The 14,299-nt window shown below is 69.6% G+C and carries 6 protein-coding genes; 3 read left to right on the forward strand and 3 right to left on the reverse strand.

All coding sequences use genetic code 11. The features are described from left to right. Window positions 1-119 precede the first annotated feature (119 nt). The gene (locus ABD236_RS29330) at window positions 120-482 is read right to left on the reverse strand and encodes a hypothetical protein (protein ID WP_344078787.1); all 363 of its coding nucleotides are present in this window, start codon (window positions 480-482) and stop codon (window positions 120-122) included. After that, the gene (locus ABD236_RS29335; RefSeq protein ID WP_344078789.1) at window positions 479-7,072 is read right to left on the reverse strand and encodes an RHS repeat domain-containing protein; all 6,594 of its coding nucleotides are present in this window, start codon (window positions 7,070-7,072) and stop codon (window positions 479-481) included. The genes ABD236_RS29330 and ABD236_RS29335 overlap by 4 nt, the downstream gene beginning before the upstream one ends. Window positions 7,073-7,552: 480 nt before the next feature. Here ABD236_RS29335 and ABD236_RS29340 point away from each other — a divergent pair, with 480 nt between their 5' ends. Continuing rightward, window positions 7,553-10,957 carry a ricin-type beta-trefoil lectin domain protein gene (locus tag ABD236_RS29340; RefSeq protein WP_344078791.1) on the forward strand — a complete coding sequence of 1,135 codons (3,405 nt, stop codon included), beginning with the start codon at window positions 7,553-7,555 and terminating at the stop codon, window positions 10,955-10,957. A gap of 67 nt (window positions 10,958-11,024) precedes the next feature. Here ABD236_RS29340 and ABD236_RS29345 read toward each other — a convergent pair whose 3' ends face one another. Beyond that, on the reverse strand, window positions 11,025-12,443 hold the full coding sequence (locus ABD236_RS29345; RefSeq protein ID WP_425543987.1) for a cellulose binding domain-containing protein: 1,419 nt from the start codon (window positions 12,441-12,443) through the stop codon (window positions 11,025-11,027). A 395-nt stretch (window positions 12,444-12,838) separates the two neighbouring features. Between ABD236_RS29345 and ABD236_RS29350 the strand changes: the two genes are divergently transcribed. Both ABD236_RS29350 and ABD236_RS29355 read left to right on the forward strand, forming a co-directional pair. Beyond that, on the forward strand, window positions 12,839-14,029 hold the full coding sequence (locus tag ABD236_RS29350; RefSeq protein ID WP_344078796.1) for a glycosyltransferase family 2 protein: 1,191 nt from the start codon (window positions 12,839-12,841) through the stop codon (window positions 14,027-14,029). 13 nt (window positions 14,030-14,042) lie between these two features. After that, window positions 14,043-14,231, forward strand: coding sequence for a hypothetical protein (locus ABD236_RS29355; RefSeq protein WP_344078798.1), 189 nt, complete (start codon window positions 14,043-14,045; stop codon window positions 14,229-14,231). The last annotated feature ends 68 nt before the right edge of the window (window positions 14,232-14,299 follow it).

Raw genomic sequence — 14,299 nt, forward strand, 5'->3', positions numbered from 1 at the left:
CCGTCAAGGGGCTGAGTGGAACCTGTCCCGCGCCGGAACCTCTTCGGCCGTACGGCGTTTGCCGAAACGACGAGGGGCCCGGCGCCGAAAAACGGCGCCGGGCCCCTCCACCACTTACCTCACACCGCCAGCAGCTCCGGCTTCGGCATGAGCGCCGTCGCGAAGACCACCTGGGTGAGGAGCATGATCCCGAACAGCGCCCCCCCGCCGCCCAGCGCCAGTGGCAGCACCGGCATGAGCAGCAGGAACACCGCCGCCGTGCGGAAGCCGCCCGGCGTGCCGTACCTCTTGAGCAGGCCCAGGAGGAGGAGCAGGAACAGCGAGACCGCCGCGACGAACAGCATGAGGTTCACGCCGTCCGCCAGCTGCTCCCCGAAGGAGAGCGCGCCGCGCGGGGTCAGCGCCATGGCCAGGAACCAGCCGATCACGCAGACCGGTACGTACCTCGCCGCGCAGCGCGGGAACCAGGGTGCGTGGGTCACTTCGGCGGATCCTTCAGGCATTGGGCGGAGTTCCAGTACCGCATGTCCTTGTTGCCGTACCAGGGCATCGAGTCCAGACCGGACACGTTGTCCATCCGGTCGTGGGCCACGACCAGCGGCTTCTGCGCCCGACGGTACTGGACGACCTCCATGTCGGGGTAGTGGTCCCCCTTCCTGGTGACCGTCACCGAGCCCTTGTTGGCGGCGATCGTCACATGAGTGTCGACCGAGAACAGGGACATCAGACTGTTCACTCCGGCTATGCCGAGATCCAGCTTCGACGAGTTCGAGTGGTACTGGCCGTGGAAGCTGTAGTTCACGATGTTCCGTCCGGTGACGCTCTCCGAGGGGTACTCGTTGAGCGACAGCGGGAACGCCGGGATCATCCTCGACGGCGACTCGATGTCGTAGCCGGAACCGCCGCCCGCCTGGCTCAACAGGTACGACGAGACATGCTTGGTGGACGGCTTGGTGTGGGACGGCGAGACCTTGAAGGTCACGTCACCCGTGGCGGTGTCCCAGAACAGGACCATGCGGTAGGCCGCGTCCGGATCGGTGGTGTACTCGCGGTCGTCGCCGAGCAGCTGGTAGCCCAGCCCCGGGATCTTCATCGCGTCCTTGGTGTGGATGAAGAACCGCATCATGATGATGCCCCGGTCGGGCCCCTTGCCCACGTTGAAGTGGCCGAACTGGGTGCCCTTCTCGCCGTGCGACCACATGGCCCGCTTGGCGCGTGCGTAGGCCGACTTGATGCGGTGGACGACCTTGTGCACGATGTGCCGGACGATCTTCTTGATCCGGTGGATGACCTTCTTCACCGCGTGCTTGATCTTCTTGAACACATGGCCGATGTGGAACTCGCCGCTCGGGTCGCTGTCGGTGACCGGCGAGTTGTTGGCGTACGCGTACCCGTTGATCTGCTGCGGGTCGGAGAGGTCCATGACCGGGTCCACCGAGGCGAACCGGCCGTTCTCCGCGTCGTACTCCCGGGCGCCCATGTGCGTCAGGCCCGTGGACTTGTCGGTGGTGCCGCCCACATAGCCCCGGTCGCCCGGCCAGCCCGTCTGCGGCTGGGTGCCGCGCGGGGTGCCGAACGGGCCGGAGGCGCGCCGGGTGACCGAGAGGGTCACCGAGTCGACCGCCACGTCGTCGGTGCCCTGGTGGTCGCTGAGCAGGTAGGTGACCGAGCCGTCCGAGCCACGGGCGACGGTGGTGTTGCCCGCGGTGTAGTAGCGCACGCCGCTCACCGTGTCACTGGCCTTGGTCAGCGTCAGCTCCTCGGCGCCCAGGTACAGGGTCACCGCGCCCGGGTCCCGGCGCAGCAGCCGGGAGCCGTCCGCGTCGTAGAGGAACGTGGAGGTCTGGCCGCCGATCGTGGAGGAGGCGAGGTTGCCCTCGGCGTCCCAGGTCAGCTGCTGGTCGCCGGCGGCGGTCACCCGGCGGGTGGTGTTGCCGGACGCGTCGTACTCGAAGGAGTCGGTGCGCGCCCCGGGGCCGGTGACGTCGACGGTGTCCATGCCGTGCGGCCGGGTCTCGCCGGGCTGCGGGTAGGCGTAACCGCGCTTGACGTCCTTGCTGGTGTCCCCGGCGACGTCGTGCCGGACCTCGGAGGCCCGGTTGCCGACCTTGTCGTAGGTGTACGAGAACCAGTACGGGTCGGGACCGCCCACCTTGGGGCGCACGTCCGTCGACGGCTTCAGCGCGCAGTCGTCCGTACCCGTCCACGCGTGCGCGAGCCGCGCCGCGAAGTCGTACGTGAAGCACTGCGTGTCGGTGACCGTCTTGTCGTCGCGGTCGTTGCGGATGCGGGTGATGTTGCCGGCCGCGTCGTAGCTGTAGACCTTGCTGTCGATGGTCTGCGGGCCCTGCGACTCGCGGTCGTTGACCACGGTGCTGAGCCGGTGGGTGTCCTCCTCGTAGGTGTACGTCTGGACCGTGCGGGCGCCGACCGAGCCGAGCACGGTCTGGAGGATGTCGCCGGACGGCGAGTACTGGTTGCCCAGCGAGTAGACGTCCGTGCCGTTGCCGACCGTGGTCGCCAGGCCGTAGTCCGTGTAGCCCTGCCGGACGGTCTCGGCGGGCAGCCCGCCACCGGCCGGGAAGGTGGTGGTGTTGGCGAGCCCGGTGGTCGGCGTGTAGGTCGACGCGAACTCGTAGGTGCCCTGGAGCTTGCCCTCGGCCGCCGGGACCGTGATCACCGAACCGGTGGCCCGGCCCGCCGTGTCATAGCCCTTGACGGCCGTGGTGTAGGCGTTGCCGTTGTCCCAGCGGGTCGACGAGCTCAGCATCTTCTTGCCGCCGGCCAGCGTGTCGTACGTCCACTCGGCGAGCTTGGGGCCGGTGGTGCTGTCCTTGCGCAGACTGGTGGGACGGCCGATCTCGTCGTAGGTGTACGCGAGCACGGTGCCCCGGGCGTCCTTGGTGGTCTCCGTCTTGCCGTCCGGGGTGAACGTCGTGGAGACCGCGCCCTTGTCCGGGTCGGACGAGCTGGTCTGGCGGCCACGCAGGTCGAAACCGGCCGACCAGGTGTTGCCCGCCGCGTCGACCAGCTTGGTGAGCCGGTCGGCGGTGTCGTAGGTGTACTTCAGCGCCTCGTACTTGTCGGCGCTCGCGCCGATGACCGGGTTGCCGTCCTTGTACTGGCGCAGCTCGACCGGCTTGTCGTGAGCGTTGTTGATCACCAGTGTGGCGGTGGCCCCGCTCGGCGGGACGGTCGCCGTCCAGTTGCCGCCGTAGGTGGTGGTGGTGCGCCACCGCTCGGTGCCCTTGGTGAGCGCGATGGAGGCGGTGGTGCGGCCCATGCCGTCGAACTCGGTCACGGTCTGCGCCGGGACCTGGCTGTCGGCCACCGAGAACAGCGTCGCCGCGACCGGCTGGTCGTTGTAGTACTCGGCGTTGTCCTTGTAGGTGCGGCCCTGGCTGTCGAAGAAGCTGTCCGTGATCAGCCGGCCGGTGCCGCCGTACGCCTCGGTCTGGATCTGGCGCTTGCGCAGCAGACCGTCGTAGAGCGTCACCGCCTTGCGGTACTTGCCGCTCTCCAGGAGCGTGTTGGAGGTGACGGCGGTGGGGCCGTCGTTGCGCACCTGGTAGGAGAAGGTGACGTCCGCCGAGGCGGGCTTGACCCGGCCCGGCTTCCAGGCGGCGGTGAGCTGCCCGAGCGCGTCGTACTCCTGGCTGGTGACCCGGCCGTTGGCGTCGGTCGCCTTCAGCGTGAGCCCACGCAGCCCGTCGAGGTCGACGCTGGTGACGAAGCCCTTGTTGTCGGTGGTCTTCACCGTGGTGGGCTGGGCACCGGTGGCCGGGGTGTAGGTGGTCAGGGTCTTCGCCTGCGCCGCGTCCGTGGTCTGGGTCATGCGCCCGTACACGTCGTAGAGCGCGGTGGAGGTGGTGACGTAGACCGGCAGGCCGGCCGTGTAGTGGTCCAGCTCCTCGATCTTGGAGGGCATCGCCTTGCCCGCGACGGGCGCGGCGCCGTACGCGCTGGTGTCGTACGTGGTGCGGGTCTCGCCCGTGACGGTGCTCGCCGAGGCGGCGGTGCCGCAGGTGGTGGAGCTCTTCTGCTCGTCGGCGATGTAGGAGATCAGGTAGTTGGTGGTGTCCGGGGTGACGTAGGTGGTGCGGGTGCACTGCTCGTCACCGCTGACAGCGATGTCGCCCTCGTCCGAGGTGGTCAGGGTCTGACCGTAGGCGTCGAAGGTGTCGGAGGAACGGGTGGTCTGCCAGCTCCCGTCGTCCATCAGCGACCGGGTCGTGGTGGTCTCGGTGTCCGCCTGGTAGGCGTGCAGATCGGTGGTGCCCGGACGGGTCTGGGTCGCGGTCAGCTTCGACCACGGCTTGTCCACCGAGGACTCGACGATCTTGCCGCCGTCCTTGTCGTAGGTGGCGCTCTCCAGCTCCAGGCCGTTGTACTGCTCGGCGTCGGTGACCAGGTTGCCGAACGAGTCGGCCACCTGGGCGCCGTCGATGCCCCGCAGATACGTCGTCTCCGACAGCGTCTTGTTGGTCGTGCCGGTGCGGGTGCGGACCTTGCCGTAGCCCCGGTAGTCGCTGTACGTGCGGTGCTTGTCGAGGGTGAACTCGCTGGTGTCCTTGGCCCAGGCGATGCCGCCCAGGTACTCGTACTCGGTCACCTCCGAGTCGGTGCCCGCGACCTTGTCGTCCTCGGTCACCTTGTTCACCACGTACTTGTGGAACCAGTCCTTGACCGGCGTGCTGCCGCCCTCGGGGGTCCACCAGTTCGGGAAGCAGCGCTTGGTGTTGGTGGCCTCGGCGGGCGGGCTGGCGTAGGCGCACTCGGTGGGCGAGTACTCGACCAGGGTGTCGGCGCCGTACTCCGAGCTGATCCGGGTGAGGCGGTACTTGTTCAGCGGCGGGCGGCCCTCGGAGGCGTCCACGCGGTTGGGCATCAGGGTGCCGCCGAACGTCACCGGCGGGTTGGTCAGGGCGGTGGCGCCCGCCTTGCCGGTGTGCGTGATCGAGTCGAGCCACAGGCCGTTGCCGCCGGTGTCACCGGTGCCGGGGAAGCTCTGCCCGAGGGTCCAGGTGTCGATGTCGGAGTAGGTGGTGCCCTTGAGCACCTGGGTGGTGACCGAGGTCAGCCGCTTCTTCGAGTAGAAGGCCGGCGAGCCGTTGAGGCAGTCCGCGCCGACCGTGCAGACCTCGTCGACCGGGGTGTCCGGCCAGTTCGAGGCGTGCGCCTTGTCGAAGGCGCAGTCGGTGGCGGTGCCCAGGCAGCGGTCGGCCATGGCGAAGTTGACCTTGCCGGCGGGCTGGGCGGTGTAGACGGCCCCGGCCCGGTGCCCATACTCGATGTGGTCGAGGTACCCGCCGCGCGTGTAACTGGCGTCGGCCTTGGGCTTGGTGGTCGTCGAGCCGCCGGAGTTCTTGGCGTACGCGTTCTTCTCCTGGGTGTAGAAGAGCGCCATGGCGTTGCCGTGCGGGTCGACCACGTAGTCGAGGTTCCAGCGCCAGGCCTGGTTGCGCACGGAGTCCGTGAAGGCGGTGGCGTGGCCGGGCTCGCCGGTGTGGTTGCCGTAGACCGGGACGGTGTAGGTCGAGCCGGTCTCGGTCTTGCCGGTGGCCCAGCCCGGGAGGCGGTTCTTGCCGAACCAGTACTGGGTGCCGTCGAGCGTGGTCACCTTCCAGTACTCGTTGTCGTCGTCGCCGTTGTTGGTGTCGGTGGCGGTGCCCTTGACGCGCTCGATGCGGCTGCCGTCGTCGTCGGCGGGGCGCCACACGTCACCGGTGCCGGTCTTGACCAGCGCGGTGGAGGAGCCGTTCAGCGACATCACGGCGTTGTCCGACCGCCAGCACAGGTCGCCGGACTTGGAGGGCGCGTTGGTGCCGGTCCCGTTGTCGTCCTTGCAGGCCATGTACTGCCGCTCGATGAACCCCATCTCCATCTGCCATCCCTCGCCGATGGCGGAGGGCTGGTTGTTGGTGGAGGCGGTCCGGCCGTCGATGCCGGAGGAGGAGTACCCGAGGGCGAGCTTCGGGGTCAGATCCCCCGGCACGGGCGGCACGGAGAGCGGATACTCCCACGAGAACCCACCCTCGTTCCCCCCGGCGGCCCAACTCCCGGAGGGAGCGAGCGAGGTCGCCTTGAAGTCCCCGTTGGCCCCGTCGGGGGCGGCGGTGACGGCAAGAACGGTAAAGGAGGGCGAGGCAGTGAGACCCTTGGCCCCGGAGCCCGCTGCGGCCGCGCTCCGCGTCCCCGCGTCCGCGGTAGCCGTTGCGGCCGAGCTCTGCGTCCCCGCGTCCGCTGTGGGCATTCGTTCCGCTGGGGCGGAACGGGTGGGCACAGCGGACCCACGGCGTGCAGCCGCTTCCCCCGCCCCAGCCACCGCGGCGTCCGGCGCCAGCGCGACCTCCGCCGTAAGCTTCCCGGACTTGGAGTCGTTCTGCGAGGCCAGCGGCGTCACGCCCCGGCACTCCGCCTTCTCCGGCGTAGTCAGCGCACAAGCAGGCAACTGCACCAGCCGCAACCGACTGGCCCAGTCCGCCCCGTACGCGCCCCGGAAGGCGCTGTAGTCGAGCTGCACAGAGGCCCGCCCGGCCGCGGACGACTGGTCGTCACGCGCAACCCCGAGCACGACCCCGTCAAGCCCGAGCCGGTCGGCGAGCTTGCGATCACCCATCCGCACCCGAACCTTCGCCGGCGCCCCCTCCGCCTTGAGCGACTTCCCCGCCCGAGAGGCAAGTGGCGCGATCCCGACGGGACTGCCCGACGCAGCCGCATGGCGCGATCCGGCCACGCTCCGCCCCGCCACGCTCTTTGCCAACGCATCGGCCGCGACCTTGCCGAGGTCGACCTCGGAGTCCCCGGCCGCGGGCCAGGTCACCTTCGGCGCCTTCCAGGGCCGCCGCCCGGTCTCACTCTTCGCGGTGGCACCGCCCTTGCCCAGCTCAGAGCCGGAAACCGACGGAGTCCGCTGCGTGGAACGCAACGAGAAGTCGACCTTCCCGGCCGCCGCCGCGACGCTCGGCAGCAGCGTGACCAGCAGCGCGCTCGCCGTGAGCGCGCCGAGCGCCGCCGTGGCGCGCCCGCGTCTGCCACCCCCCGAGTCCTCTTCGTATCTCGGTGTCCCCACCCTTGAACGACTCACGTAGAACTCTCCAACTCTCCGCATTCAGCTCAAAAGGCGCCCCAAGTCAGGGGCGCCTGGGGGAACTTAACACCAAGGAATTTACGGGCGGAAGAACAATTCGGAGTGCGAACACCGCAGTTGGAGGGGGAGATAACGAGACGAGAACGATCGCCGAAACATACGCACTCAAAGGCGCCGCCAAGGGTGCGAACAGGCCAGTTCGGACGTTATTCCGGCGTTACGCTCCCGCTCTGCAAGCAGCATTAACTGATACGAGGGTGGGGACTGGTGAGGGGACATCACATGCGCCGGGGCAGACGGCTGCCGGCCGCGCTGATGGCAGCCGCGCTCGGCGCGGGGGGCCTCGCTCAACTGGCGTCGGCGCACCCGGCGTTTGCGGGCGAAACGGCCAACAGCGGTACGCAGAACGGGACAAGCGCTCACGGAACCAAGAATTCCGCGGCCGGGACCCACACCTCCGGAATGAACAGTTCCGGAACAGCGAAGGACAGCGCGGCCGAGACGCGCGCGCTCATCGAGGCCAAGCGCACCGGCCGCCAGGTCGAGATCATGGAGCGCCGCGACGAGATGGCGCAGGTGCTGGCGAACCCGGACGGCTCGCTCACCGTGCGCCAGTACGTACGCCCCGCCTTCGCCCGGGTCGGCGGCGCCTGGCGGACGCCCGACGCCACGCTGAAGCAGGGCGCCGACGGCCGGCTCGCCCCGGCCGCCGCCACCTTCGGCATCTCCTTCTCCGGCGGCGGCACCGGCCCGCTGGCCACGCTGACCAAGGACGGCAAGGCCCTCTCCCTCTCCTGGCCGGACGCGCTGCCGCGGCCCCGCGTCGAGGGCGACACGGCCGTCTACCCCGAGGTGCTGCCCGGCGTCGACCTCACCCTGCGGGCCGACGTCGACGGCTTCGCCCAGCACCTGGTCGTCAAGACCCGCGAGGCGGCGGCCAACCCGCGCCTGGCCGAGCTCTCGCTCGCCCTGCACACCGCCGGGACCAGCCTGAAGGCCGACGCCAAGGGCAATCTGACGGCCACCGACGCCCGCTCCGGCGCCCGGCTCTTCACCGCCCCCGCGCCCGCCATGTGGGACTCCTCGCACCTGCCGAAGCAGGCGGCGGCCCAGCTGGCCCGCAGCGCCCGCCCGGCCGCCGAGACCGCGCCGCCGCGGTTGCACACCATGGCCACCGAGGTCACCGCCGACCGGCTGCGGATCACCCCGGACGCGGCGCTGCTCAAGGACCCGAAGACGGTCTTCCCGGTCGTCATCGACCCGATCTTCTCCGGCGGCGGCCGCAACAACTGGGCGATGGCGTACAAGCAGTCGGGCAACTCCTCGATCGCCAACACCGCGTACTGGAACGGCGGCACCTTCAGCGACAAGCTGGCCCGCCTCGGCCACGAGACGTCGACCAACGGCACCGCCCGCTCGTACTTCCAGCTGAACACCAAGGGCCTGGCCGGGGCGAAGATCATCTCGGCCAAGTTCAACGTCTTCAACAGCTACTCGTGGTCGTGCACCAAGACCCCGGTGGAGCTGGGTCTGACCGGCCCGATCTCCACCTCCACCACCTGGAACAACCAGCCCGCCTGGAAGCAGACCCTCCAGGAGAAGACCTTCGCGCACGGCTGGTCCGCGACCTCGTGCTCGGCCGCCGGTGAGGACTTCGACGCCGACAGCATCAAGACCGCGGTGCAGGCCGTCGCGGACGCCGGCGACAACGACATGACGCTGGGCCTGCGCTCGCGCGCCGACTTCGAGGGCAACGAGCAGAGCTGGAAGAAGTTCCAGAACGACCCGAGCCTGGAGATCACGTACAACACGGCGCCGAAGGTCGACTCCTCGGCCGCCTACCAGGGCTCCTGGGCGCCCGGCGCCGCCGGTCTGGTCCAGGTCGCCTGCGCCACCGACCCGGCCGCGTTCCCGGTCGTCGGCAACAACGGCCTCACCCTCACCGCGAAGATCTCCGACCCGGAGGGCGGCCAGATCACCGGCGCCTTCCAGCTGAAGGACTACGACACGGGCGCGGTCGTCGCCTCGCCCACCTCGACCGTGACCGCGGGCGGCACCGCCCAGGCCCGGATCGACGGCTCACTGCTGGCCACCGGCAAGCGCTACACCTGGACCGTCCAGTCCCGTGACGGCCTGGACACCTCGGCGTGGACCACGGCGTGCGGCTTCGGCGTGGACAAGACGGCGCCCGCCCAGCCCACCGTGACCGCCACCGACGGCCACCCGCTGGACGTGGCGGAGGTGCCCGCGCGCTCCGACCGTACGGTGAGGTTCGCCTCCTCCGACGCGGGCGGCGTCGACGGCTTCTGCTACGCGCTCAACCAGCCGCTGTCGGTCTCCAACCTCAAGTGCCCCAGCGGTACGTATGTGAAGGCGGGCGCCGACGGCACCGCCACGGTGACCGTGAAGCCCAGCCTGTGGCCCAGCAACCGGCTGCACGTGGAGGCGTACGACAAGGCGGGCAACACCTCCGCCTACGACGGCGGTTCGGGCCCGACCGACTCCACCCTGATCGCCACCGACCGGCCCGTGTACGTGCACGACTCGGCCGGGCGGGTCCACGGCGACCTGCCGGGCGACCTCGACGGCGACGGGCAGGTCGACCTGCTGGCCACCGCCACCGACGGCACCCTGCGGCTGCTCGGCGGCAAGGGCGACGGCACCCTGAAGGCGCCGCGCACCATCGCCTCCGGCGGCTGGAACGGCGCCCGCCTGGCGCACCGGGGCGACTTCATCGCCGCCACCGACGGCCAGACGATGGATGGGTACGAGGACTACTTCGTCAAGATCGGCAACAAGGTCTATCTGTACCCGGGCGACGGCAACGGGATGCCGCTCACCACCCAGCGCAAGGAGCTGCTGCGGCCCACCGGCAAGGACAACGGCCCGCTGACCGGCCCCGGCGGACTCTGCCTCGACGTGAAGTCCTCGGGCACCGCCAACGGCACCCCGCTCCAGATCTACACCTGCAACGCCACCGGCGCGCAGGACTTCCAGCTCACCGGCGGCGCCCTGAAGGTGCTCGGCAAGTGCGCGGCGGCCGTGGGCGCCGACCTCGCCTCGCCGGTCCAGCTGGCCGACTGCGACGGCAGCCCGGCCCAGCAGTGGCTCGACCGCGGCGACGGCTCGCTGCTCAACCAGGGCTCCGGCCGCTGCCTGGACACGGTGGGCGGCGCCATCGTCAAGAGCACCCCGGTGCAGGTCCTGAACTGCGACGGCGACGCCACCCAGGACTGGGTCGTCCCCGGCACCTGGGCGGGCACCGGCCAGATCCTCACCCCGCGCGACGCGGACGGCATGCCCGGCGCCGACCTCATCGTCCAGGAGGGCGAGGGGATGTGGCTGTACACCGGCACCGCCGAGGGCCCGCTCGCGGCCGAGCCCGGCTCGTACAAGCTGCTGCCCGCCAAGCAGTTCGGCGTCTCCTCCTGGGACCGCTTCGACTTCACCTCCCCCGGTGACGTCAGCGGCGACGGCATCCCCGACCTGATCGGGCGCCATGTCACCACGGACCCGGCGAGCGCCGACTACGGCAAGCTGTACCTGTACCCGGGCACCCGCACGCTGGACTCCTCGGGCAACTCGACGTACGGCATCGGCACGCGGACCGTCTACGGCTCCAGCGCCTGGCAGTCGACGAACATCCCGCTCTTCGCCAGCACGGGCAACGCCCAGGGCCAGGTCGTCGACGCCGGCACGTATCTGAAGTTCGTGCCCACCACGGGCCAGGAGACCCCCGACCTGTGGGCGGTCTTCAAGGCGGCCCCCGGCGGCCTGCGCTTCTACCCCGGCACCCCGACGGTCCACGGCACGTCCACGATCGTGGGCGACACGACCCTGGTCCAGGACCTGGTGGGACTCTTCTAGCCCTGCCGAGAACGCCGATGCGCCCGTCCCCGATGGTGTGGGGGCGGGCGCACGCGCGTTCAGGGGGTCAGGACTTGGGGAGGGTGTTCACGTACGAGGACCCCGCCGCGGAGTAGTCCGCCGCGGCCTTCACGGCCTCGGCCCCCGAGACGGCCTGCCCGGCCTTCACGTACAGCCAGTCCACCTTCATGTCCCAGGTCCGCTTCCCCTTGAAGGGGAGGTCGACGAGCCAGGCGCTGAAGTGGATGCCCATGCGCTCGCGCGGGAAGTACGTGCCGCCGTGGCTGAACAGCTTGCGGCCGTCGACCGAGTACGTGACGGTGCCGTTCACCGCGGTGATCACCATGGTGTGCCAGCCCCGCAGGCTGAGCTTCTGGGTACGGGTGGTGCGGTCGCCCTGCTTGCCGCTGCGCCAGCTGGTGGTGTCGAGCCGGGGGCCCGGCGCGCCCCAGCCGCCGTTCGGCATGTACTCGTAGTCGAGCTCGCTGTAGCTCTGCTTCTCCGCCTTGCCGATGGAGGAGATGGTGAAGAAGGACTCGTTGATGTGGTCGCCGCCCCGGCCGCTGGTGGGCTTGTCGCTGAAGTAGACGCGGGCGGCGACGGTCCCGGTGAAGAAGTCGGGCTCGGCGCGCTGGAGTTCGGCCTGCCGGGTGCCACCCTTGGTGCCGTCGCTGGTGACCCGCAGCTGGAGCGCCTGCCCGGCCGCGTCCCCCTCGGCCGCCCCGCCGTCGCGCTTGCCGCCCGGCACGGCCGGGAAGCTGACGTTGTTCGCCGACCAGGTGCCGCGGATACCGGGGCCGCCGCCGTCGGTGCGCACGCGCCAGCCGTTGGAGGCGAGCGCGGGGTCCCCGGGGCCGCTGTAGTGGAAGTCGTCGAAGAGGACGCCCTCGGGGGCGGCCGCGGCCGGGCCCGGTGCGGCCGCGTTCCGGCCGGTGGCGGCGCCGGCCGGCTCCTCGCCCCAGGCGAGCGCGCCGCGCAGATACGCGGTGACCAGCTTGGCGGGCGCGTAGTGGGTGAGCTCGGGGGCGAAGGAGCGGTCGTCCGACTGGTCCAGCGGCTTGTGGTCGAGGCGGTAGAGCTGGAGCCCGATCGCCTCGGTGGTGCCGCCCGGCTTCAGCGCGCCCGCGCCCTCGGTGAAGCCGATCTGGAGGTAGTGGTCGGCCTTGGGGGCCGAGCCCGCGAGCGCGCCTATCTTCTGGGTGACGTGGGAACAGCGCAGGCTGGTCTGAACGCAGTTGGCGCCGAACGCGACGGAGTCGTCCGCGCTGAAGTAGTACCGCACGGTGACTTCCGTCAACGGCACGGACTTCTTGGAATTGTTGATGACTTCCAGCCAAGGCTTGGCCGTCGGGCCGGTGGCGGGCGCGTCATTCCGGTAACGAACGGTGAGTTCCGCAGAAGCCGAGGAAGATCCGGAGGGGGAATCTCCGTCTCCACGGCCCCACTGGTAATAGGCCGCGGTGCCACCTGCGGCGACCAGGGCCATGACGAGCACCAATTTCAGCACGGTCCACCCACGACGGGGAGTGCGGCGGGGACTGTTCACTGATGCTCCGATTCAAAGCCGATCGTATTCCGCACCATCGTAACCACGGCTTCCGAGAGGGCGTCCCTCGATTACCAGCCGCCCAACATCACGGAATGGCCTCTTCCCCAAGTGGTCTCGGTCACCGCTTTACCTGCGGTAAGCCCACAGCTCGCCCCACTTGTCCGGTTTTGCCGGACCGCTACTCCGAGCCTTCGAATTACGGAACGATGAACAACCGCCGACGTGGCCGAACTTGATCGGGAGGGTCCGCGGACGTGATGTACCTTCTCGTTGAGCTTTCACAGGTCCAGACCAACCGGATCCTGTGACTTCGTTTCTGAGTGGGGGAGACCTTGTCGGGCACTACCGCGCGCCGTCGCGCGCGCTCTGCGGACCCGGGCGCTTCGCGCAGCCGGCACCGCCGGGGCCGGGTCTCCACCCCCCATGTCCACGGGCACGCGCTCTACGACACCGTGATCCTCGTTCCGGCCCGGAACGAGGAGGTCGGCGTCTTCACGTCGCTGAGGTCGCTGGCCGCCCAGACCCGCCGCCCCGACCTCATCGTCGTGGTGGTCAACAACTCGACGGACCGCACCGAGGAGTACGCGAACCAGTTCGCGGACGACCCGCAGACGCCGCCGACGGTCGTGCTGAACCTGGACGACAACCCGCACAAGAAGGCGGGCGCCCTCAACTACGGCCTGGAGTGGCTCAGGCAGGCCGTCGGGGGGCGGCTGACCAGCAACGTCCGGCACGTCCTGGTGATGGACGCGGACACCGAGCTGCACCCGAAGTTCATCGAGCGCGCCCGTAACGTCATCGCCTCCGACCCGGCGATCGGCGGGGTGAGCGCCGCCTGCCTCGGCCGCACCGACCTGTGGCGCAACCCGTGGCAGCGCTATCTGCTCGGGATGCAGATCATCGAGTACGGCCGGGCCGCGAACGCCCGCTACCGCAAGGACATCCACACCATGTCCGGGGCCGGCTCCTTCTACCGGAGCGAGGCCCTGCAGAGCCTGCTCGACTGGCGCGGCCAGGTCTTCTGGGAGGACCACCGCAACCTGGTCGAGGACTACGAGACCACGCTGGCGCTCAAGGAGTCCGGCTGGAAGGTCACGGCCAACCAGCTCTGCATCGCGTACACCGACCTCATGCCGACGCTGCGCGAGCTGATCCAGCAGCGCGAGCGGTGGAGCCGGGGAACCGTGGACACCCTGCGCCGGCGCGGCTGGACCAAGTTCACCTGGCATTCCCTCACCACCCTGATTCTCGGAATCCTGGGCTCCGTCTACGTGCTGGGCTGGGGCACCACCCACTTGGTGATGGCCCTGAAACACGGCTTCGCCGACATGCCGCTCGTCTTTTTGCTGCTCTTTGCCTTCTGGATCGTCTATCCGGCGCTCCGGGTACGGAATCTGGGCTGGAAGGCGATGCTCGTCGAGGCCGCGCTCATCCCCGAGTTGGTGTTCACCGTGGTGCGGACCTACTGGCTTGTCTCATCCATCGTGAAGTCGTATGTGACCCGCGTATCCGCGTGGAAATGAGTCGAGGAGAGAAATGAATTCCCTCAAGGGGCTGGGCATCTGCGCCCTGCTCGCCGCCCTCGCGTACACACTGACGCAGGTGGCCGATGTGGACCAGCTGCTGCTGGCGTTCACCGTCGTGGTCATCTCGGTGTCGCTTTTCACCTACGCGGCCTCCACCCGCCGCCGTCGGCACGACCAGCGCATAGCCGCGGGCGAATAGCGGCAGGGCTGCGAAAAGGCGAGGAAGCCCGGGCATCCGACCAGGAGTCGGGTGCCCGGGCTTCTTTC

This window comes from Streptomyces crystallinus, from assembly GCF_039521265.1.
GTDB lineage: Bacteria > Actinomycetota > Actinomycetes > Streptomycetales > Streptomycetaceae > Streptomyces > Streptomyces crystallinus.